Below are 20,957 nucleotides of genomic sequence, written 5' to 3'. Positions count from 1 at the left end.
AGAACGATGATCATGAGGTAATCCTGGGAAGTTGTGCGCAAAAGAAAAGCCCGCCAGGTCATGGCGGGCTGTCGGTCGGTCGGGTCAGCTGGTCAGCTTCGCCATCGTCGCGCACGCTCGCCGGGCTTCAACAAGGAGCGCCACCAGGCCGCGGGTGCAAGAAACATCGTCACGCCGCTGGCCTACTCCGCTTGAACAACCGCCGTCAACGTGCTGCTGCCGCGACCGTTGCGGGACCCAGGCGCCTGGCCAGCTCCGTTCAGCTTGCGTTGAGCGTCCTGGCGGGTAATCCATCGATCCATGATCCGCGCCCTATTCCTCCTGTTGTTCGCCCTTGCCGTGTCGGCATGCCAGATTGTCGGCTCCCCTGCGCGGGTAAGTGCTGGGCAGGCGGCTCCGGTGCCGCTCCCGGCAGCGATCGCGGCTCCGGTGCTTGCCACGGCGGACGCGGTTGATCCGCACAGCTACGCCAAGCCACTCGAAGCGCGGGTCACCAACGTCGCGCTCGACCTTGCCGTCGACTTCAAGGCGCAGACGATCGGCGGCACCGCCACGCTGGACATCGACCGGCAAGCCGATGCTCGCCAGCTGGTCCTCGATCGGCAAGGCTACGTCGTGCAGGGCGTAACCGACGCCGCCAACTCGGCCCTGCCATACCGCTTCGGGCCGGAGGACAAGCAGCTCGGCACGCCCTTCATCATCGATCTGAAGCCCGACACCCGCCGGGTCGTGATCCGTTATCGCAGCCGGCCCGATGCAGGCGCGCTGCAGTGGCTGAACCCGCAGCAGACCGCGGGCAAGCGCCAGCCCTTTCTGTTCAGCCAAGGCCAGTCGACCTTCAATCGCACCTGGATTCCGACCCAGGACTCGCCGGGCATCCGGCAGACCTGGGAAGCGCGGATCACCGTTCCGAGCGGATTAAGGCCGGTCATGAGCGCGCCTTCGCTCGGCGCCGGGCGCTCCACGGAGCGCAGTCCGGAGCTGGTCAGCTACGAGTTCCGCATGGACAAGCCGGTCGCACCCTATCTCATTGCTCTTGCGGTGGGCGACATCCGCTTCCAGCCGCTCGGGGCCAGAACCGGCGTATGGGCCGAACCCGAGACCCTGCCGGCCGCGGCGCGTGAACTGGAAGACACCGAGAAGATGGTGATCGCGGCCGAGCGGCTGTTCGGCTCCTACCGCTGGGGCCGCTACGACATGATCGTGTTGCCTCCGTCCTTTCCGTTCGGCGGAATGGAAAACCCCACCCTAACCTTTCTCACCCCGACCTTCATCGCCGGCGACAAGAGCCTGACCAGCTTGATCGCGCACGAGCTGGCGCACAGCTGGTCGGGCAACCTCGCCACCAACGCCACCTGGGCCGACTTCTGGCTGAACGAGGGCACGACCACCTACGCCGAGCGGCGCATCGTGGAGGCGATCTACGGGCGTGAGGTCGCGGCGCAGCAGGTGGCGCTCGGAACCGACGCGTTGGGCAAGGCGGTGGAGGAGAACGGCGGTGCGAGTAGCGCCGACACCCGCCTGCACGTCGACCTCAAAGGGCGCCACCCGGACGTTGGCCTGACCGACATCGCTTACGAAAAGGGCGCCGCCTTTCTCCGCACGATCGAAGCCGCGGTCGGGCGCGAGCGGTTCGACGCCTGGCTGCGCGGCTGGTTCGACCGCCACGCCTTTCAGCCCGTCACCTCCGCCATCTTCCTGGCCGATCTCCGCCAGCACCTGATCCGCGGCGACCGCGCTCTGGAAGCCAAGCTGCAGCTCGACCGCTGGGTCTACCAGGCAGGCATCCCCGGCAACGTCGCAGCCGACGACCTCAAGGCCTTTGCGGAAGTGGATACAGCCATCGCAGCCTTCGGGCGCGGCCAAGCTCCGGACGCGACGTCATGGCGCGGCTGGAACACGGACGAGCGGCTCCGCTTCCTCAATCGGCTGCCACGCAAGCTGCCGGCGGGGCGCCTGGCCGCTTTGGACGGTGCGTTGGGCCTTAGCGCCACCGGCAACAATGAAGTGCTGTTCGCCTGGCTGGAACTTGCGGTGGCCAACCGCTTCGACCCGGCAGTCCCGGCACTCGAACGCTTTCTCGCCGGCAACGGGCGGCGCAAGTTCGTCCGGCCGCTGATCAAGGCACTCGCCGACGACCGGCGTTGGGGCCGGCCGATCGCCCGCCGGGTGTACCGCCAGGCCCGCCCGCTCTATCATCCGCTGGTCACCCGCGAGCTCGACGAGCTGAAGCTGTAGCCTTTCTCGGTTAGTGCCGATGGCGGGATGTTCAGGGCCGCATCTTAACTCCGCCTCAACCCTCTTCGCCTACCCCGGCTTGGGAGCTGGAGAAGTGAGGCGCCGTGTACGAAGCCCCTGATCGATTCAAACGCATGATCTCTGCCCGCCTGCCGGGCGGCGAGTCGGTGGCTGCTGCGATGGCCACCGAGGAGCAGGCCCCTTCTCCGCTGAAGGACGTGCAGCTGATCTCCCGCGGCGAGTTCGCGCCATTCTTCGCGGCCGCCAACATCATGGCCGCAATCCTGTTTACCGCTGCGCTGTGGGGCTCGGCCCGAAGCGAGCTGCTCCTGCCCTGGACCGCGCTGGTCGGCGCGTGCAACTTCGCCGCCATGCGCTGGGCGCAGGGGCATGCGGTCACCTGCGTCGGCCGCTCGGGACGTCCGGTTCCGCCCGGGCTGATGATCGGCGACGTACTTGGTCGGGCAGCCGTGTGGCTGAGCCTGCCCTTATGGCTGTTCCCGTCCCTCAGCCCGGCCGATCAGGTCATTGCCGGGTCCATTATTGCCGGTGTCGGCGTCGCCGGGCTCGGCCTGGTCGTGGTACCCGCCTGCGCCAGCGCCTGGATGTGCGCATTCACCGCCGGTCTCGCCGCCGCCCTCCTTCTCGCGCGCAGCAGCATCCCGTTTCAGCACATGCTGGCCATCCTGTTCACGCTTGGCGTGTCGATCTTTGGCGTGCTGATCGTCGCGCGCTGGGCGTTCGACCAGCTCAAGACCAACGCTGTGATGGGTACACAAAGTGCAAGCGCTTCCTTGCTCCTCCAGGAATATGAGCAGCGCGGCGTGGGCTGGCTGTGGCAGATCGATGGCGAGAACCGGGTGACTTACATCTCCAGCCGGATGAGCGCGCTACTCAGCAAGCCCTCCAGTCAACTGCTCGGGCAATCGCTACCGGCCCTGCTGGGCGGCCACGCCGACCTTGGCCGAGTGCTGCTCGCCAAGCAGCCCTTCACCCAGCTCGACATGGAGGTCCGGACCGGCCGGGGCACACGCTGGATCTCCATGGCCGGCGACCCGATCATCGATACGGCCGGCCGCTTTGAAGGCTTCCGCGGCGTCGGCTCCGACATCACGGACATCCGGCACACGCAGGAGCGCCTCACGCACCTCGCCAACGTCGACGTGCTGTCCGGGCTGCCCAACCGCGGCCGGGTGCGGCAGCTGCTCGGGGAGGCGCTACGCGGCGCCATGGCCAGCAGCGTCCCCTGCTCCATCATGTTTCTCGACCTCGACGGCTTCAAGCCGGTCAACGACACCTTCGGCCACCCCAAGGGCGATGCGGTGCTGCAGGCCGTCGCCAAGCGCCTGTGCGAGCAGGTCGGTCCCGACGGCCATGTCGGCCGCATGGGCGGCGACGAGTTCGCTGTGGTGATCCCCGACGCACAAAGCCGCAAAAAGGTGGAACAACTCGCCGACCGCATCATCGGCTCGATCGCCGAGCCTTACCTCATCGACGGCACTGAGATCCGCATCGGCGTTTCCGTTGGTTGCGCCTTTGGTCCCATTGATGGTGCGACAGTGGACGACCTGATCCTCAAGGCCGACCTGGCGCTCTATCAAGCCAAGGACGCCGGCCGCGGTGTCGCCCGCTACTTCAGCCATGAGCTGCAGTCGGAGCAGGAGGACCGGGTCCGACTGGAATCCGACCTTCGCACGGCCATCAGCTCGCGGCAGTTTCACCTCGCTTTTCAGCCGCTGGTCGACGCCAAAACCCAAAAGCTGGTCGGCTTTGAAGCGCTCCTGCGGTGGAATCACCCGCGTCGCGGGTTCGTGCCGCCGAACATGTTCATCCCCGTGGCCGAGGAATGCGGGCTCATGGCCGCAATCGGCGAATTCGTGATTGACGAAGCCTGCCGCGCCGCGGCGTCCTGGCCCGAACCGATCACGGTGGCGATCAATATCAGTCCCAAGCAGATCATCCTGCCCGCTCTCCCGAATATGGTGAGCCAGGCGTTGGGCCGCTACAAGTTATCCGCCAACCGCATCGAGCTTGAAGTCACCGAGGGCGTGTTCCTCGACAACGACACTCACACTCTGGGCGTGCTTGGCCGCCTGCGCACGCTGGGGGTCGGGATCGCGCTGGACGATTTCGGCACCGGCTATTCCTCGATCGGCTACCTCAACAAGGCCGTCTTCCATAAGCTCAAGATCGACGGCAGCTTCGTTCGGGAAGCCGGCACCCGCCCGGGCAACGTCGCGATCATCCAGTCGATCGTGCAGCTCGCCAAGAGCTTTCGCATGTCGATCACCGCCGAAGGCGTGGAAACCGCCGAGGATTTCGAGCGGATGCGCGATCTCGGGTGCGACACCATCCAGGGCTATCTGTTCGGCAAGCCGCTGTCCTACGATCGTGCCAACCAGATGGTGCTGGGGCTGAACGCCAAGCGGCTGGCGGGGTAAGCAAGAGGCGCCGCGCGCAGGGGAGGAGTTGCCTTGCAACCGCGACGCTGCGCTTGGAGCCGCCGATTGCCGGCCAGCCTGCGCGAAGCGACAGGCCTGACGTGATGGGGACTCATTCCCATAGCTTCTGCGGGGTGGGACTCGGCTAAGCGTTCGGACCAGCCACCCCGGCCACCCGCGCCGCCAGCAGCCCCCGCACCATCTCGTCCAGCGCTTCGGCGCGGAACGGCTTGGCCAGCATCGGCGCCTGCGGAGCAGCCTGCTTGATGGCGTCGGTTTGACTATAACCAGACACGAACAGGATCGGCTGCCCCGGCTGATCTTGCAGGATGGTGCGCGCGACATCGGCGCCGGACATGCCCGGCATGACGAAGTCGACCACTACTACATCCGGGCGCCATTCTCGGAAAGCCGCAAGGCCGCTTGTGCCATCGCCGGCTTCCCGGACAGCGTACCCCCAATCGGCCAAGGTCGCAGCGACGAACTCGCGGACGACAGGGTCGTCATCGATCACCAGCACCGAAGCACTTACCGGCAGGCTGGGCTCGGCACCTGTGTCCCCGCCTTCACCCTCCGCCAGGGCGTCTTCCTGCGCCTTGCGGAAGAACAGCTCGATGCAGGTCCCTTCGCCTGGAGCGCTGTCGATGCGCGCGGTTCCGCCTGACTGGCGCGCAACTCCATAGACCATCGAAAGCCCAAGCCCGGTGCCCTTGCCGACCTCCTTGGTAGTGAAGAAGGGTTCAAATGCCCGGTCGACCACGTCGGCCGGCATGCCGGCCCCGGTGTCGCCGATGCTGAGCTTGAGATACTCGCCCGGTTCCAGCTCCGGATCGGCGGCGACCTCCACCCGTTCCGTGCGAAATGTCAGCACTCCGCCGTCCGGCATGGCGTCCCGCGCGTTGATGGCCAAGTTGAGTACGGCAAGCTCAAGCTGCGTCGGGTCGGCCAGCACCGGCACCCAGTGCGTGTCGAGGAAGAACTCCTTGGCGATGCCCGGTCCCAGCACGTTGCGCAGCAGCGAACGCATGTTCTCGATCAGCGGTTCGACATGGGTCGGCCGCACCTCCAGCCGCTGTACCCGGCTGAAGGCGAGCAGCTGGGCGGTCAGCCGGGCGCCGCGCTCGGCCGCTTCCAGCGCGTTCTGAGCGTAGCGTTGCAGCTTGGGGTCGGCCTCCCGCCTGGCGATCAGGTCCAACCCGCCGACCACCACCGTCAACAGGTTGTTGAAATCATGCGCGATCCCGCCGGTGAGCTGCCCCAGCGCCTCCATCTTCTGGCTTTGCCGGAGCTGCTCCTGCGCCCCGCGCAGCTCGGACACGTCCCGGGCTTCCCCCACTAGGTAGATCGGCTTCCCGTCTTCGCCCAACACGGGTTTGACCGAAGCGAGATGGGTCGCCTTGTGCGGCCCGACGCCGACGGTCAGCTCGCTTTCGGCGGTTGCTCCTGCCGCCGCCCGTTCGATCAACCGCCGCATTGCCGCCGCGGCATCGGGGTCGTGCGCCACGGGGGCAAGTTCCCAGGCTTTCCTGCCGCGGACCTGCTCCGGGCCGAGGCCCATCAGCTCGCTCGCGGTGCGATTGATCTCCAGATACTCGCCGCCAGGCGTCATCAGCGCCATATACTCCAGCGCGGTGTCGAACACGGCGCGGAACCGGTCTTCGCTGGCCGACAGTTCGGCGGTACGGTCAGCCACCGCCCGCCGCAGCTCATCCTCCGCCACCTTGGCCACCGTTATGTCGAACGCCGCGCCGATGAAGCCAAGCAGCTCGCCGTGCGGGTCGAGTCGCGGACGCGATACGGACCTCAGCCAGCGCCATTCGCCGTCGTGCCTGCGGTAGCGCGCTTCCAGGGTGAAGGGCTGCCGGCTGGCTTCTCCAGCCAAGCTCTCCCTTACCACCCCGTCAAAGTCTGCCGGGTGGATCCACTCGCGCCAATTATGACTATTCATGTCGCCGCGGGCGATGCCGGCGAATTCGAGATAAGCCTCGTTGACGAACTCGCGATGATGGTCGAGCCGGGTGACCCACATCATCACCGGTGCGAAATCCGCGATCCGGCGGAAGCGCGCCTCCGACTCGCGGAGCGTTTGCTCGGCAAAGCGTTGCTCCGTCACGTCCTGGACGATGGCGATCACGCCGATGACGGCGCCATCGTCGCCGAGCTGCGGGATATACTCCGTTTCCAGCGCCAGCGGTCCGCGCTTGGGGTGCTGGTACTCCGCCGTGAACCACTGGCGCTCGCCGCGCAACGCCGCATCCAGCAGCGCCCGGCGTGCAGCAAAGGCTTGTTCGCCAAGGAGATCAGCCATGGGACGACCGAGGATCGTGCGCCGCTCCTCCCCGAAGAACTCGGCCAACGGCCGGTTGACGAACCGGTAGCGGAACGCGCGATCGAGCACCGCGATCGGCATCGGCAGAGCGTCGGCAATGCTCAGCACCTGGGCAAAACCAAGCCCTGTGCCAGGCCCGTCCGGAACCGCGCCAGCCTGCCCAAGCCCCGATGTCTCGGGTCGTGGTTGCACCCCCGTCATGCGCGGACGCTACGCCCGAAGCGGCCGATCGCCAAGGCGGAAGCTCCAAATGCCGACTATCGGGGGCAGATGCAGCTCGTGAACGCGTCACATGGAGCGGGTCGGCTGCGGCCCGCGGGCGCAATCCGCGTTGAACGGTGTCGGCTCAGCCTGTCCCATCATTGGACAACCGCAACATGGTTAACGCTGGCGCGTTGCCCCACCGAAATCCCAGAAGGAGAAGGCGGCATGCGATGGACCCTGCTCGGAGTGGCGGCGCTGCTATCCTGCGCCTCGTTCGCCACGCCTGCCGCCGCCCAATTGTCGGGGGCGCCGGGCGCCTCCGTCGGCTCGCCTGGGCTTGGTTTCGGCAACGCGGTAGGACGGGACGGCCGCGACGACCGCCGCCGCGACCGGCGCCGCCGGGACGTAGTGGTGCTCGGCGGCTACGGCTACGGCGGCGAGTGGGCGCTCTACAACAACCGCACGTTCGAGCCCGACAGCTACAACGACTGGTGGCACGAGCGCACCGAGCGCAGCTATCCGCGGTGGATACAGAACAACCAGAATTGCGAACGGCGCTGGTGGGGCGGCGGCAGCTGGCGGTGCTAAGCTGAAGCCGCCGAGCGCAACGGAGCGTTTGCGCCAGCGAACGCGAGGTTGCGCGCAGAGACGGCGCCAGCCGGCCGACGGCCGCCGCCAGGCGAGCCGATCGACATCACGGGATTTACTCCCGTGACGGCTCCGTCTCTTCCCGCTAACGCCCCCACATGACCGACGAGTCCGAACTGTCCGGCGCGCCCACCAAGCGCGCACCCAAGCCCTCGCCCACCGCCATCGGCGACCACCAGCTCCACCCTTCGACCCTGATGATGGGCCACGGCTTCGACCCGGCGCTATCTGAAGGCTCCCTCAAGCCGCCAATCTTCCTGACCTCGACCTTCGTGTTCGAGAAGGCGGCGGACGGGAAACGCTTCTTCGAAGGCATCACCGGCAAGCGCCCTGGCGGCGCCGAGGGCCTCGTCTACTCCCGCTTCAATGGCCCCAACCAGGAGATCCTCGAGGACCGGTTGGCGCTGTGGGAAGGGGCGGAGGACAGCCTCGCCTTCTCCAGCGGCATGTCGGCCATCGCCACCCTGCTGCTGACCTTCGTCCAGCCAGGCGACGTGGTGGTCCATTCGGGCCCGCTCTACGCCGCGACCGAGACGCTGATCGCCAAGATCCTCGGCCGGTTCGGCGTGACCTGGCTCGACTTCCCGAGCGGCTCGACCCGCGAGGAGATCGACGCGGTTGTGGCTGCCGCCAAGGAGCGCGGCCGGGTTGCGATGATCTACCTCGAAAGCCCCGCCAACCCGACCAACGCGCTGGTCGACGTGGAAGCGGTCCGCGCCGCCCGCGATGCCGCCTTCGGCGAGGACGAGCGGCCGCCGATCGCCATCGACAACACGTTCCTGGGGCCGCTGTGGGCCAAGCCGCTGGCGCAGGGCGCCGACGTGTCGGTCTACAGCCTGACCAAATATGCCGGCGGGCACTCTGACCTGGTCGCGGGCGGGCTGGTCGGGGCCAAGCGCTGGCTCGACCCGATCCGTTCCATGCGCAATACCATCGGCACCATCTGCGACCCGAACACGGCGTGGATGCTGTTGCGCTCGCTGGAGACCTTGGAGCTCCGCATGAGCCGGGCCGGCGAGAATGCCGTGCGAGTCTGCGAATTCCTACGCGGCCATCCCAAGGTCGAGAGCGTGGGCTACCTCGGCTTTCTAGAGGAAGGTTCGCGGCAAGCGGACATCTACCGCCGCCACTGCACGGGCGCCGGCTCGACCTTCTCGCTCTACCTCAAGGGTGGCGAGAAGGAGGCATTCGCCTTTCTCGACAGCCTCACCATCGCGCACCTCGCCGTCAGCCTGGGCGGCACAGAGACGCTGGCCAGCGCGCCGTCGGCCATGACCCACCTGTCGGTGCCCGACGAGCGTAAGCAGGCGTTGGGGATCACCGACAACCTGGTGCGGATCTCGATTGGCGTGGAGCATCCCGACGACTTGATCGCCGACTTCGAGAATGCGTTGAAGGCGGTCTAGTGAAAAGGCGAATATCTGCTTCGGGATGGAAAGCGGACGTTCACCGTTATAACCCGAACGGATGAGAAAAAGGGCTGCTTTCCGACCGAAGTGGCAAGGCGGCTGGCCCCGTCAGCAGTTCGCTTCGACTTAGATGAACTGCTGTTAACGTCTTTCGCGGCCCTTGAGCGTTGAAGCGCTACACCCCACGAAATTGGGTGTCAGCGGCTAGCCTCTCTGGGCAGTCGCCGCTCGCAATGATGCGATCCAAGGAGATTAGTTATGCGTAAGTTCATGCTTACCGCCGCCATCGCGCTCGGCACCGCCTCCGTTGGAGTTCCTGCATCGGCTCAGCAGGCTGGGCTTGTGAACGTGGACGTGAGCAACATCCGGGTGAACATCGAGGAGGTCATCAGCAGGAATAACCTGGCCGTTGAGGTCCCGATTGCTGCAGTTGTGCAGATCCCCATCGCGCTAGCAGCTAACGTCTGCGGCACCACCGTAGCCGTTCTGTCGCAAGCTGGCACCGACGCTGCTCCCTGCACGGCGACTGCTGAGAATACCAACAGGGGCGAAGCCACAGCTATCGCTCGGGCGCTCCAGCGGCAATAACTGACCCGCTGGGTTCAAAGACAGCCTCCGACCTCGGTCGGGGGCTGTTTGCTTGTGGCGCCTTACATAGCTGAATAACGCACACGCGGTAAGCGAACGTCTCCAGTGGGTCGATAGCGGACGCTCCGATGCGCTCCCACAAGGGCTGAGGTCTCGACGGGAACCTTCCTCCGCATCGGGCGCTCGCCAGCAAACGGGAGCAGCCATCATGAACGATACCGACCGGTCACCGTCCACAAGCGCCGTGCAGGCTCGTCAGCGCGAGATGGCGGTGGAGCACATCCTGTTCCACGTCGTGCGGCACGGCGAAGCGCAGCAGCCCGGGCTCATCGACACGATCGAACGCAGCCTCGATCACCTCGGGGATCCGGGCAAGGACGGCACCGGCGACGACGAGGCGGTGCGGGAGATTGCGCGCAAGCTGCTGGCCAGCGCGCGCAAAGACTGACGCCGCGCGTTGCTTTAGCCCCAATCCTCCACCCGCCAGCCGCGCTCAGCCGCGAGCCGGGCAAGCCGCGCGTGCGGGTTCACGGCGACCGGCTCGTCGCTCCACTCGAACGCCGGGGCGTCGCTGGCGTGGTCGGAGTAGAAGCGGACATGGCCGTGACGGCCGAGCAGCCCCGACTTCTCCACCCAGTCGGCGATCATCCTGAGCTTGGCGTCGGCATAACAATTCTCGCCCTCGATCCGCGCGCGCACCCGCTCGTCCAGGCCGATCACCGAACCCGTGCCGATCACGTCGTCGAAGCCGAGCCGCTCGGCGATTGCCGCGGCGTAAAGCCGGTAGCTGGCGGTCGCCATCACCACGCGCCGCCCTTGCGCCTTGTCGCGGGCGATCGCGGCCCGGGCGCCCGGGCGGATGTTGGCGGTGACCTGCTTGTCGGCGAAGCTGTCCACCAGCGGCTTCAGCTCGCGCGGGTGGATCCAGTGCCCGATCAGCAGCTGGTGGTTGAGCTCCTTGAGCTTGGCGCGGCCGATCAGCTTTGCGACGTAGGCCAGCATGGACAGCAGCACGAGCGGCAGGAAGATCAGCCGCCACGGCGCCCGCCGGACCGCGCAGTGCAACAGGAACGGCGTATAGGTCGCCCGCCGCGTCACCGTGCGGTCCATATCGTAAATGGCCAAGTCGCTCATCGTTGGCCGCTCAGGCGCGTCCCGCCAGGATCGCCTGCACTAGGCTGTAGTCGGCCGGCTTGTCGACATCGATCGCGGCCAGCGGATCGTCCATCACCACCGCCCTGGCCCGGATGCCGAGCTTGCGCCCGAGGCCCTCGGCGGTCTGGTCGAGGTTCCGCACCCGCAGCACGGCGCCGAGGAACAAGGGCAGGCCGAGCTGCAGCAGCACCCGCCAGCCCTTCTTGCGATCCTGCTCCACGCTGCGCCACTTGGCGACCGCCCGGGCCGCTGCCGGCGTGTTCAGCGCGAACAGGTTCGCCCCGCTGTAGCGCCCGCGGCCGACCCGCAGCCAGGTCCGCTGCGCGTCCGGGAAGCGCCGGAGCAACGGACCGCTCTCGACCAGTCCGACCGCGATGTCGCAGTCAGCTGAGCCCGCAAGGAAGCTCTCGACCATGGGAGAGGTAAGCAGCGCATGGTCCGCGGTCGTCACCAGCAGCGGAAAGCGCGTCGCGGGATCGGCAAGGATCGCCTCGAGGGTAGCCGCGATAGTGGCGCGGGATTCCTCCACGCGCACCCGTGGGTCGTTAGGCAGGCTTCCGGCGAGCCGCTCTGGCGACTGGGTCAGCACGCGAATGTCCCGGACCGAAGCACTGGCCAACAGCGCTCGCAACGGTCGCAGCACCATCGGCTCACCCGCTACGGGGATCAGCGGCTTATAGTCGGTCCCGAGCGAGCGGGTCAGCGGGTCGCCGCCGGGCCGGGAGCCCGCGAGCAGCAGCGCGGTCCATTCCCGCATCAATCAAGCCAACTCACGACGGCGCCGCCGCGCTCGCTCAGCGTCTCGGCCTGCGCCAGGCGGACGGCGTGGAAGATCAGGCTCACCACCGACCACAGCGCGACTAGTTCGATCCCCACGTCGGGCCGCCCGAGCAGTAGCGCGAAGAACAGGATCAGCATGTTCGGGTTGCGCCGCGCCGTGACCAGGCGAAAGCGGCTGTCGATCGGCCGCCAGACATGGATGTGCATGCCGAAGCGCTTCTTGAACCAGCCCTCGATGATCCGGCCAAGCACGTAGGTGCCGACGATCACCGCTAGCAGCGAACCCTTGTACACCTCCTCGATCTGGTGTCCGGCCGCGCCCAGCCCGTGGACCCAGGCCCACCACCAGAAGGGCGGGTGCAGCAGGTCTACGCCATGGTCGAGCACGTCGCCCCACTTCGACGACTGGCCCGTGCAGCGGGCAAGCTTGCCGTCCACCGTGTCGAGCACCATGAACACGAATCCGGACGCGAAGCCCGCCCAGTAGTGACCTTCCCAGAACAGCCAAAAGGCCGCAGCGCAGAAGACGAAACCGACGAGGGTCACGACGTTCGGGGTTAGCCCCGCCATCGCCGCCCAACGGGTCAGCCAGAAGGCCGGTCGCCGCCAGAGGTAGAGGGTGAGAAGGTCGGTGACGCCCTTGTAGGCGGCGTCGTAATAGGCCCGCTCGACCGCCAGGCTGTTCGACGCGGCCAGCGGCATGGCGAATGGCCGCTCGCGCTTGCGCAGCTCGAAATAGCTGAGCTGGGCGGTGTCGGCATCCAGCACCTCGAACTCGTCGCCTGGCAGCGCCCGGTTTTCACCCATCACCGCCAGCGCCAGCTCCGCCGCAGCCTGGTCGGACGCATGCACCAGGACCGCTACCCCGCTCTTCACCAGCGCGGTGCCTGGCCGACGCGCAAGCTCCTTCAACCAGGCCGGATCCCATGCATAGGCGAGATTGCCCAATAGCACCGGCCCGGCGCTCGGCAGCCCCCCGACGACGCTCAGCCCGGCATTGGCCGCCAGCCGCTCCGCCCGCTCCCGCGCCGGCTGCCCAAATAGGCGCGCGTCCGTGTTGCCGATCGTGAGAAAGGCCGGGGACGGCACGGGACGGCTGCTTTGCAACATGGCGGGCTCTCAACATAGGAGCTTGGCAAGAAAAGGGCAGCGGAGCTCCGCCTTGTTTATGCCCCGGTTTTCGCGCAAGTCGGCGCGCTATGGCGGCGACCCTGGCTCCCTCCGATCAGCTCAACGGCAGCATCTTCAGCCCAGCCGGCGCTCTCACCATCGTGCGGGCCGGCTCGGTCGCGCGCGAGCTTGAGAACACCCCCGACCCGTTGACCATCGACCTGAGCCGCGTCGAGCGCATGGACACGGTTGGTGCGTGGCTCATCCACCGCTCGGTGCGCGACCGCGGTGCACAGGTCACGGGCGCCTCGTCCGAGCTCCAGGAATTGCTCCGGCAAGTGGCGGAGGCCGATCACCCGGCGCCGGTCCGCCCAGTCGGCGAGCGCGGCGCCGTTGCCGAACTGGGTGCCTGGACGATGGAGGCGGGACGAACGCTGGTCGGCCTGCTCGGCTTCTTCGGTGCAACGCTGGTCGGCTTTCTCAACCTCATCCGCCATCCTAAGCGCTTCCGCTACAATGCGGTGGTGCAGCGGTTCGACGTAGTGGGCGTGCGGGCGCTCGGCATCATCGGGCTGATGAGCTTCCTCATCGGTATCGTCATCGGTCAACAGGGCGCGGTGCAGCTGCAGCAGTTCGGCGCCGAGGTCTACACCATCAATCTCATCGGCCGGATCACCGTGCGTGAGCTGGGGCCGCTGATGACTGCCATCATGGTCGCGGGCCGTTCGGGCTCCGCCTTTGCCGCGCAGATCGGCACCATGAAGATCACCGAAGAGGTGGACGCGATGCGGACCATCGGAGTGTCGCCCATTGAGGCGCTCGTCATTCCGCGGCTGATCGCAACGGTGATCATGATGCCGCTGCTCGCCTTCTGGGCGATGCTGATGGCAATTTTCGGCGGCGGACTGTTCTCCTGGATCAGCCTGGAAATCCCGCCGCTGACCTATGTCCAGCGCATCGCGGAAGTCGTCCCTGCAACCGACCTGTGGGTCGGTCTCATCAAGGCGCCGGTGTTTGGATTCATTATCGCGCTGGCCGGCTGCTTTCAAGGCATGCTGGTTGCTAACGACGCCGAACAGGTCGGCCTCAAGACCACCGCCGCGGTGGTGCAGTCGATCTTCCTGGTGATTATCCTCGACGCGGTGTTCGCCATCTTCTTCAGCTCGATCGGGTGGATCTAATGTCGATCACGCTGCCCGACGGGGCCTCCCCGATCATCAAGGTGCGCAGCTTGGAGAACCGCTTCGGCGACCAGATCGTCCACCAGGATCTCGACCTCGACGTCCGCCGCGGCGAGATCATCGGCGTGGTGGGCGGCTCGGGCACCGGCAAGTCGGTGCTGATGCGCTCGGTCATCGGCCTGCAGACGCCGACGGCCGGCAGCGTCGAAGTGCTGGGCGAGAACATGATCGGCCGCGAAGAGGACGAGGCCAAGAACATCCGCCGCCGCTGGGGCATCCTGTTCCAGAACGGCGCGCTGTTCTCCACCCTGACCGTGGCCGAGAACGTCGAGGTTCCGTTGCGGGAATATTTCCCCAAGCTCGGGACCGAGCTGATGGACGAGATTGCCTGCTACAAGATCTCCATGTCCGGCCTGCCACCCGAAGCGGGCAACAAATATCCTTCCGAGCTCTCAGGAGGCATGCGCAAGCGGGCCGGCCTCGCCCGCGCCCTGGCGCTCGATCCTGAACTGCTGTTCCTCGACGAGCCCACCGCCGGACTCGACCCGATCGGCGCCCAGGCGTTCGACCAGCTGATTCGGTCGCTGCAGAAGAAGCTCGACCTCACCGTGTTCCTGATCACCCACGACCTCGATAGCCTGTACGCCATCTGCGACCGCGTCGCGGTGCTGGCCGACCGGCGGGTGATCGCGGTCGATACTATTGATCGCTTGCTGCAAATGGATCATCCGTGGATCCAGGAATATTTCAATGGGCCGCGCGGTCGCGCTGCGGCGGCGGCGTAGGCGGGGAAACGGACTAACCCATGGAAACCCGTTCCAACCAGGTCCTGGTGGGCAGCGTCGTGCTGGCCCTGCTGGTCGGTTTGTTGCTGTTCGCCGTGTGGATCACCGGCCTCAACACCGAACAGCGCAAGTGCTTCGACATCTATTTCAGCCAGGGCGTCGGCGGGCTCAACCGCGGCTCCAACGTCAGCTTCTCGGGCGTTCCGGTCGGCCAGATCACCCGCATCTCGCTCCTTCCGAACCGGCCCGAGTTCGTCTGGGTGCGGATCGAGGTCGACGAAAACACCCCCATCCTGCAGGGTACTACGGCCGAAATCCAGGGTGTCGGCTTTACCGGCGTGTCGGAGATCCAGCTGACCGGCGCGGTCAAGGGCGCCGCGCCGCTCACCGCGGTCGGTCCGCAGGGCTGCCCGGTGATCCCGTCGTCGTCGGGTGGCCTGGGCGCGCTGCTCAACTCGGCGCCCGAGCTGCTCGACCGGATCCAGCGGCTGACCGAGCGGCTGACCGAGTTGCTCAGCGACCGCAACCAGAACGCCATTTCCGACATCTTGGAGAACGTCGACGCGACCACCCGCACGCTGGCGCAGCGCGCGCCGGACCTGGCGGACGCCGTCGGCGACGCGCGGATCGCCGCGCGCAATGCCGCGGTTGCCGCCAACAATGTCGCGCAGCTGGCGGAAAGCACTACCGACCTGGTCAACCAGGAAGGCCGCCCCGCGGCGCAGGACCTCCGCCGCTCCATCGCCTCCATCCAGCAGACCACCGCCAATATCGACGCGTTGGTGGCCGACGCTCGGCCGGGCGTTCAGAGCCTCACCAAGTCGACCCTGCCCGAGGTCAACCGGCTGGTCCGCGACCTGCGCGACCTGACCAGCAGCCTGGAGAATGTCAGCCAGCGGGTCGAGAGCGGCGGCGTCAGCGGCGTGCTGGGCCAGCCCAAGCTCCCCGATCACAAGCCCGGAAGGTCCCGTTGATGCACGCCGCCCGCCCATTGTTCGCCGCCGCGGCTTGCCTGGCGCTCACCGCCTGCTTCGGTGGCAAAACACCCTCAACTCTGCTGACGCTGACGGCGCAAGCGCCGCCGGCAGCCGACCTCGTGCGCTCGGCGGAGGCGGGCGCGGCGGTGACGATCGAGCTGCCGCTGCTGGCCGAGGAGCTCGACCAGGTCCGGGTGCCGGCGCTGGAAGGACCGGGGCAGGTGACCTACGTCCAGGACCTGCAATGGGTCGATCGCCCCAACCGGATGTTCCAGCAATTGCTGACGGAAACGGTCAAGCGCACCACCAACCGCGTGGTGCTCGACCCGAGGCAGGCCGGGCTTGACCCCGGCGTGCGGGTCACGGGCCGGCTCGACCGCTTCGGCTACGACGCCCAGCTCGGCCAGGTGGTCGTGATCTACGACGCCGCGCTCAGCACGGCCGGCGGCAGCCGCGTCCAGACCCGCCGCTTCCAGGCCAGCGCCCCCGCCGACGGAACCGCCCCTACAGTCGGCCCAGCGCTCAACCAAGCCGCGAACGCGGTGGCGCTGCAAGCGGCGAGCTGGATCGGGGGCTAGCCTATCCCAAACTCTTGCTCGCCTGCTCGAACACATCCTTGCTGAGGCCCGGGGCCGCCAGGATCCGCTCCAATGCCGCCCGCATCTTCGCCGCCCGCTCCGGCTCCAGCTTGCGCCAGCGCCCGAGCGGGGGCACGAAGCGCGCGGCGGTCTGGGGGTTGAGCTTGTCCGCCGCCACGATGGTCTCCGCCAACCACTCATAACCGCGGCCGTCCGGGCGGTGGAAGGCGAACGGCGTCGCAGCGAAGCTGCCGGCGACCGCCCGCAGGCGGTTGGGATTGGCCAAGGTGAAGTCCGGATGCGCCGCCAGCCGCTCGACCGCTTCCAGCGTGTCCTCGCGTGAGGCGCCGGCCTGCACGCCGAACCATTTGTCGACGACCAGCGGGTCGTCCCTGAAGCGCTCGTAGAAGGAGCCAAGCGCCTCCTCCGCCTCGCGGCCGCCGAGCATCGCCAGGACCGCCAGCGCCGACTGCCGCTCCGTCATGGTCTGCGCCTCGTCGAACTGGCGCTTGGCAAGCGTCCGCCCCTGCCCCGCGTCCGCCGCCGCCAGATAGCCCAGCGTCGCGGCGCGCAGCCGCCGCAGGCCCTTGTCCCGTCCGTCCAGGCTCGCCGGATCGGCCGCGGACGCTGCCGCATAACCCGTCTCCAGTTCGCCGCTGAGCGCCCGCCCGATCGCTTCGCGCAGCCCATCGCGCACCGCGTGGATGCGCGCGGGGTCGACCAGCTCCACCCGCTCCGCCAGCAGCGCTTCGGTCGGCAGCAGGATCGCGTCGGCCTTGAACGCCAGGTCGAGCGCGTGCGATTGGAGGGTCGAGCGCACCGCCTCGATCACTGGCTCGGCCTGCACTTCGCCGCCGCCTACCCCCATCAGCAGCTCGCGCAGCATCAGCTCCTGCAGCGCTTCGTACCGCGCGAAGCTGTCCGTATCGGTTTCCGCCAGCCGCTCCAGCTCGCCCGGCCGACGCTCGGCAGCCATGATCACGGGGGCGGAGAAGCCGCGATTGATCGATAGGAGTGCCGGCTCGCTCACGCCCTCGATGTCGAAGCGCTGCTCGGCCTCGGTCAGCAGGATCACCCGCTCGGGCGCGATCTCCTGCCCGCTGTCGCGCCCGATCAACGCCGTGCGCAGCGGGATCACCATGGGCTGCTTGTCGGGCTGCCCCGGCGTCGACGGCACGCTCTGCGCCAGGTGCAGAACCGTCCGTCCGTCCGCCTGCTCCAACCGCGCCCGCACCGTCGGCGTGCCGGCTTGGCTGTACCACCGGCGGAACTGCCTGAGGTCGACCTCGCCCGCCTCCTCCAATGCCCGCACGAAATCCTCGCAGGTCACCGCCTGCCCGTCGTGCCGTTCAAAGTAGAGGTCGGTGCCGCGCCGGTAGGCCTCGGGGCCAAGGATGGTCCGGAGCATGCGGATGACCTCGGCGCCTTTGTTGTACACCGTTGCGGTGTAGAAGTTGCTGATCTCCAGGTAGCTGTCGGGCCGGATCGGGTGCGCCAGCGGGCCGCCGTCCTCCGGGAACTGCGCCGCGCGCAGCGTCCGCACCTGGTCGATCCGTTCCACCGCTTCGGAGCCCATCGCGGCCGAGAACATCTGGTCGCGAAAGACGGTCAGCCCTTCCTTGAGGCTCAGCTGGAACCAGTCGCGGCAGGTGACCCGGTTGCCCGACCAGTTGTGGAAATATTCGTGCGCGACCACCGTGGCGATCGCGTCGAAGTCAGCGTCGCTTGCACTCTCCGTGTCGGCCAGGATGTACCGCGAGTTGAAGATGTTGAGCCCCTTGTTCTCCATTGCGCCGAAGTTGAAGTCGGACACGGCAACGATGTTGAACCGGTCGAGATCGTACTCGCGGCCGTATTCGCGCTCGTCCCACGCCATCGCATTCTTGAGCGCCTGCATCGCGTGGCCAGTCTTGGGCAGATCGGCCTCGCGCACCCAGATGCCGAGCTCGACCTCACGGCCGCTCATCGTGGTGAAGCTGTCGCGGTTGCAGGCGAGGTCGCCCGCGACCAGCGCGAACAGGTAGCAAGGCTTGGGGAACGGGTCTTCCCACACAGCATAGTGGCGGCCCTCTTCGAGCGCGCCCTGCTCGATGGGATTGCCGTTGGCCAGCAGCACGGGAAAGCGCGCCTTCTCCGCGCTCATCCGCACCCGGTAGCGCGACATCACGTCGGGCCGGTCGGGAAAGAAGGTGATCCGGCGAAAGCCCTCCGCCTCGCACTGGGTGCACAGCAGCCCGCCCGAAGCATATAGGCCCATCAATTGGCTGTTCTGCTCGGGCGCGATCGCGACCTCGGTCTCCACCGTTGCCGTGTTCCCCGCGACAAGCACGACCAGCTGACCGCCGTCCATCTCCGGCGCGACTTCCCGACCGTCGATCCTGACGGCGAGCAGCTCGAGGTCCTCGCCGTCCAGCCGTAGCGGTCGATCGTGCTCGCCATTGCGCTCGACCGTCAACAGCGCCCGCACCACTGTGCGCGCAGGATCCAGCTCGAACTCAAGCTCGACCGCGCGCACCAGCCAGTCGGGCGGACGATAGTTCTCGCGGCGGATGGCGGCTGGAACGGCGGCGGCGGGGCGGACATCAAGCATGCCCACGGACTTAGTCAGCCGGTGGCGGGGCGGCAACGGGACGGCGGCTGGACAAGGCGAGCACGATCCCGCCGATCGCCAGCGCTGCCCCGGCGGCGGACAGCAAAGTCCAGCGGTAGCCTTCAAACAAGGTCGACAGCGCCATGGCGACGATCGGCACCAGCGCGCTGCTGTATGCCGCTTTGCCCGGGCCGATCTTGCGCACCACCGGGAAGTAGAGGCTGAAGCACAGGGCCGAGGCGAACACAGCCAGGTAGACGAGCCCGATCCAATAGGACCATGTCCATTCGAATGTCGGCGGGCCCGCCACGGCCAGCGCCAGCACGCCGTCGGCGACCGCGCCGGCCACCATCGCCCAGGCGAGCATGGTCAGCACGGCGATCTGCTTTAATCGCTCTGTCGCCTGCAGCACGTTCGAAATCGAAGCGCCCATGATGCCGAGCAGGGTCCAGCCGATGCCTGCCAGCACCGCGGCATCGCTCGCCTGGTCGCGCCGCAGCTCCTGCAGGAACAGCAGGCCGATGCCGACGATCGCGATGGTCGAGCAGAGAAGGAACCGCGCTCCCGGCCGCTGACCAAGCAGTGCCCAGGCGAGCAGGCTGTTAGGGATCAGTAGCAGCGCAAACACCGTCGCCACCAGGCCCGAGGTGATGAAGTGCTCCGCCACATAGACCGCGTTGAAGTTCACGCAGAACTGGAAGACGCCGACCACCGCGACCAGGCCCCAGTGCCGCCGCTCAAGCAACAGCGGCGCCCGCTTCCAGGCGGCGATGGCGAACATCGCCGCGGCGGCGATGACGAAGCGGTAGGTCACCGACCATTGCGGCGGCACCGTGCCCAGCTGGTCGCGGATGACGATCCAGGTCGAACCCCAGATCAGGGTGAAGATGACGAACGGCAGGATGACGCCGTGGACCGGCCGCCCGTCTGCGCCTTTCACAAGCCGCGGATCGCGTCGGCGAGCTTGTCCACGGCGGCAAGGTCCTGGTCCCAACTGGTCACCAGCCGAGCCTCGTCCACACCCCAATCGTAGAAGTCGTAGCCCTGCCGGCGCAGGTCCGCGGCCTCGTCCGCGCTCAGCCGCAGGAACACTTCATTGGCCTCGACCGGGTGGACCAGCCGCTCGCCTGCCGCCTGCCCCAGCCGCTCGGCCGCCTCATTGGCGAGCCCCGCGTTGGTCAGCCAGATCTCCTCGTCAAGCATGGCGAGCAGCTGCGCCGCCATGTAGCGGCCCTTGCTCAGCAGATGGCCCGCCCGCTTGCGCCGCCGCCGTGCGCTGTCCGCCAGCTCCTCGTTGAACAGAATCAGAGCCTCGGCCGACAGCCCGCCGTTCTTAACGAAGCCGAAGCTCAGCGCGTCCACGCCCGCCCGCCACGTCAGGTCCGCGGGCGAGGCTCCGGTGGAGACCACCGCATTGGCGAAGCGCGCGCCGTCGAGGTGAAAGCCGAGCCGGTGCGTGTGGGCCCACTCGCCCAGTGCCGCCGTCTCGTCGGGCGTATAGACGAGCCCGTATTCCGAAGCGTTGGTGATCGACAACGCGGAGGGCTGCACTTGGTGCACATCCGCCCGGATGCGCCCGCGCGCTTCCGCCACCGCCTCTACCGTCAGCTTGGCGCCGGGTCCGTCCACCAGCAGCAGCTTGGCCCCGCCAGTGAAGAACTCTGGCGCGCCGGCCTCGTCGACGTTGATGTGCGCTTCGCGGTGGCACAGCACGCCTCCATAAGCAGGCACCATCGACGCCAGCGCCAGGCAGTTGGCGGCGGTGCCGGTGGTGACCCACAGCGCCACCACCTCCGTCTCGAACAGGTCGGCGAAGGCCTCGTCGAGCTTCCGGCTCAGCGCGTCGCCGTCGTAGGCGGTGTCGAGCCGGTTGGCCGCGGCCATGGCCTCGAACACGGCCGGATGGGCGGCGGCGGCATTATCGGAGAAAAAGCGCATCACACC

At 67.4% G+C, this 20,957-nt stretch carries 17 protein-coding genes; 10 read left to right on the top strand and 7 right to left on the bottom strand.

Translation table 11 applies throughout. From position 1 onward, the window contains the following. Positions 1–300: 300 nt before the first annotated feature. Both QZX62_RS11475 and QZX62_RS11470 read left to right on the top strand, forming a co-directional pair. Entirely contained in the window at positions 301–2,238 is a 1,938-nt protein-coding gene (locus tag QZX62_RS11475) for a M1 family metallopeptidase (protein ID WP_294174576.1), read from the top strand. Positions 2,239–2,372: 134 nt separating this feature from the next. Continuing rightward, positions 2,373–4,679 (top strand): EAL domain-containing protein, encoded by a 2,307-nt coding sequence (locus tag QZX62_RS11470; protein WP_294174574.1) that lies wholly within the window; start codon positions 2,373–2,375, stop codon positions 4,677–4,679. A gap of 145 nt (positions 4,680–4,824) precedes the next feature. Here the strand turns inward: QZX62_RS11470 and QZX62_RS11465 are convergent, their stop codons facing one another. Continuing rightward, positions 4,825–7,116, bottom strand: coding sequence for a PAS domain S-box protein (locus tag QZX62_RS11465; RefSeq protein ID WP_294174572.1), 2,292 nt, complete (start codon positions 7,114–7,116; stop codon positions 4,825–4,827). A gap of 321 nt (positions 7,117–7,437) precedes the next feature. On the opposite strand from QZX62_RS11465, the gene QZX62_RS11460 reads away from it, so the two are divergent. The 4 genes from QZX62_RS11460 to QZX62_RS11445 all read left to right on the top strand — a co-directional run bounded on the left by QZX62_RS11460 (position 7,438) and on the right by QZX62_RS11445 (position 10,305). Next, on the top strand, positions 7,438–7,800 hold the full coding sequence (locus tag QZX62_RS11460) for a hypothetical protein (RefSeq protein WP_294174571.1): 363 nt from the start codon (positions 7,438–7,440) through the stop codon (positions 7,798–7,800). A 158-nt stretch (positions 7,801–7,958) separates the two neighbouring features. Beyond that, a complete protein-coding gene (locus QZX62_RS11455) occupies positions 7,959–9,266 on the top strand; it encodes a cystathionine gamma-synthase family protein (RefSeq protein WP_294174570.1) in 1,308 nt (435 codons plus the stop codon). A gap of 261 nt (positions 9,267–9,527) precedes the next feature. Continuing rightward, positions 9,528–9,857 (top strand): hypothetical protein, encoded by a 330-nt coding sequence (locus QZX62_RS11450; protein ID WP_294174568.1) that lies wholly within the window; start codon positions 9,528–9,530, stop codon positions 9,855–9,857. 208 nt (positions 9,858–10,065) lie between these two features. Beyond that, a complete protein-coding gene (locus tag QZX62_RS11445) occupies positions 10,066–10,305 on the top strand; it encodes a hypothetical protein (RefSeq protein ID WP_294174567.1) in 240 nt (79 codons plus the stop codon). A 14-nt stretch (positions 10,306–10,319) separates the two neighbouring features. On the opposite strand, the gene QZX62_RS11440 is transcribed toward QZX62_RS11445, so the two are convergent. The 3 genes from QZX62_RS11440 to QZX62_RS11430 are packed head-to-tail and all read right to left on the bottom strand — an operon-like array spanning position 10,320 to position 12,902. Beyond that, entirely contained in the window at positions 10,320–10,991 is a 672-nt protein-coding gene (locus tag QZX62_RS11440) for an HAD family phosphatase (RefSeq protein ID WP_294174566.1), read from the bottom strand. A gap of 10 nt (positions 10,992–11,001) precedes the next feature. Continuing rightward, positions 11,002–11,769, bottom strand: coding sequence for an NTP transferase domain-containing protein (locus QZX62_RS11435; RefSeq protein ID WP_294174565.1), 768 nt, complete (start codon positions 11,767–11,769; stop codon positions 11,002–11,004). Further along, the gene (locus tag QZX62_RS11430) at positions 11,769–12,902 is read right to left on the bottom strand and encodes a CDP-alcohol phosphatidyltransferase family protein (protein ID WP_294174563.1); all 1,134 of its coding nucleotides are present in this window, start codon (positions 12,900–12,902) and stop codon (positions 11,769–11,771) included. The genes QZX62_RS11435 and QZX62_RS11430 overlap by 1 nt, the downstream gene beginning before the upstream one ends. A gap of 89 nt (positions 12,903–12,991) precedes the next feature. Between QZX62_RS11430 and QZX62_RS11425 the strand changes: the two genes are divergently transcribed. Genes QZX62_RS11425 through QZX62_RS11410 form a run of 4 tightly spaced genes read left to right on the top strand, consistent with a single transcriptional unit; the run spans position 12,992 to position 16,423 of the window. Further along, positions 12,992–14,083 (top strand): MlaE family lipid ABC transporter permease subunit, encoded by a 1,092-nt coding sequence (locus QZX62_RS11425; protein ID WP_294174561.1) that lies wholly within the window; start codon positions 12,992–12,994, stop codon positions 14,081–14,083. After that, positions 14,083–14,868: an ABC transporter ATP-binding protein gene (locus QZX62_RS11420; protein WP_294174560.1), complete on the top strand. Its 786-nt coding sequence runs from the start codon at positions 14,083–14,085 to the stop codon at positions 14,866–14,868. The genes QZX62_RS11425 and QZX62_RS11420 overlap by 1 nt, the downstream gene beginning before the upstream one ends. 20 nt (positions 14,869–14,888) lie before the next feature. Then, positions 14,889–15,842, top strand: a complete 954-nt coding sequence (locus tag QZX62_RS11415) for an MlaD family protein (RefSeq protein WP_294174559.1) — start codon at positions 14,889–14,891, stop codon at positions 15,840–15,842. Continuing rightward, positions 15,842–16,423: an ABC-type transport auxiliary lipoprotein family protein gene (locus tag QZX62_RS11410; RefSeq protein ID WP_294174558.1), complete on the top strand. Its 582-nt coding sequence runs from the start codon at positions 15,842–15,844 to the stop codon at positions 16,421–16,423. The genes QZX62_RS11415 and QZX62_RS11410 overlap by 1 nt, the downstream gene beginning before the upstream one ends. A 1-nt stretch (position 16,424) precedes the next feature. Here QZX62_RS11410 and pepN read toward each other — a convergent pair whose 3' ends face one another. From pepN to QZX62_RS11395, 3 genes are read right to left on the bottom strand one after another with little or no spacing between them, the layout of a single operon-like run. Further along, entirely contained in the window at positions 16,425–19,013 is a 2,589-nt protein-coding gene (pepN, locus tag QZX62_RS11405; protein ID WP_294174557.1) for an aminopeptidase N, read from the bottom strand. Between the two features lie 10 nt (positions 19,014–19,023). Continuing rightward, the gene (locus QZX62_RS11400) at positions 19,024–19,953 is read right to left on the bottom strand and encodes an EamA family transporter (RefSeq protein WP_294174556.1); all 930 of its coding nucleotides are present in this window, start codon (positions 19,951–19,953) and stop codon (positions 19,024–19,026) included. Continuing rightward, positions 19,950–20,951: a low specificity L-threonine aldolase gene (locus QZX62_RS11395; RefSeq protein ID WP_294174554.1), complete on the bottom strand. Its 1,002-nt coding sequence runs from the start codon at positions 20,949–20,951 to the stop codon at positions 19,950–19,952. The genes QZX62_RS11400 and QZX62_RS11395 overlap by 4 nt, the downstream gene beginning before the upstream one ends. Positions 20,952–20,957: the final 6 nt, after the last annotated feature.

Origin of the sequence: uncultured Sphingomonas sp., assembly GCF_902806265.1 — a bacterium.
Taxonomy (GTDB): domain Bacteria; phylum Pseudomonadota; class Alphaproteobacteria; order Sphingomonadales; family Sphingomonadaceae; genus Sphingomicrobium.
The sequence above is the reverse complement of the archived record's forward strand: the minus strand, read 5'-3'. Positions and strand labels throughout refer to the sequence as shown.

Excerpts from the sequence above, each read along its gene's own strand:
- QZX62_RS11475 (WP_294174576.1), top strand. The coding sequence starts at position 301 with ATGATCCGCGCCCTATTCCTCCTGTTGTTCGCCCTTGCCGTGTCGGCA.
- QZX62_RS11470 (WP_294174574.1), top strand. The coding sequence starts at position 2,373 with ATGATCTCTGCCCGCCTGCCGGGCGGCGAGTCGGTGGCTGCTGCGATG.
- QZX62_RS11460 (WP_294174571.1), top strand. The coding sequence starts at position 7,438 with ATGCGATGGACCCTGCTCGGAGTGGCGGCGCTGCTATCCTGCGCCTCG.
- QZX62_RS11455 (WP_294174570.1), top strand. The coding sequence starts at position 7,959 with ATGACCGACGAGTCCGAACTGTCCGGCGCGCCCACCAAGCGCGCACCC.
- QZX62_RS11450 (WP_294174568.1), top strand. The coding sequence starts at position 9,528 with ATGCGTAAGTTCATGCTTACCGCCGCCATCGCGCTCGGCACCGCCTCC.
- QZX62_RS11445 (WP_294174567.1), top strand. The coding sequence starts at position 10,066 with ATGAACGATACCGACCGGTCACCGTCCACAAGCGCCGTGCAGGCTCGT.
- QZX62_RS11440 (WP_294174566.1), bottom strand. The coding sequence starts at position 10,991 with ATGAGCGACTTGGCCATTTACGATATGGACCGCACGGTGACGCGGCGG.
- QZX62_RS11435 (WP_294174565.1), bottom strand. The coding sequence starts at position 11,769 with ATGCGGGAATGGACCGCGCTGCTGCTCGCGGGCTCCCGGCCCGGCGGC.
- QZX62_RS11430 (WP_294174563.1), bottom strand. The coding sequence starts at position 12,902 with ATGTTGCAAAGCAGCCGTCCCGTGCCGTCCCCGGCCTTTCTCACGATC.
- QZX62_RS11425 (WP_294174561.1), top strand. The coding sequence starts at position 12,992 with ATGGCGGCGACCCTGGCTCCCTCCGATCAGCTCAACGGCAGCATCTTC.
- QZX62_RS11420 (WP_294174560.1), top strand. The coding sequence starts at position 14,083 with ATGTCGATCACGCTGCCCGACGGGGCCTCCCCGATCATCAAGGTGCGC.
- QZX62_RS11415 (WP_294174559.1), top strand. The coding sequence starts at position 14,889 with ATGGAAACCCGTTCCAACCAGGTCCTGGTGGGCAGCGTCGTGCTGGCC.
- QZX62_RS11410 (WP_294174558.1), top strand. The coding sequence starts at position 15,842 with ATGCACGCCGCCCGCCCATTGTTCGCCGCCGCGGCTTGCCTGGCGCTC.
- pepN (WP_294174557.1), bottom strand. The coding sequence starts at position 19,013 with ATGCTTGATGTCCGCCCCGCCGCCGCCGTTCCAGCCGCCATCCGCCGC.
- QZX62_RS11395 (WP_294174554.1), bottom strand. The coding sequence starts at position 20,951 with ATGCGCTTTTTCTCCGATAATGCCGCCGCCGCCCATCCGGCCGTGTTC.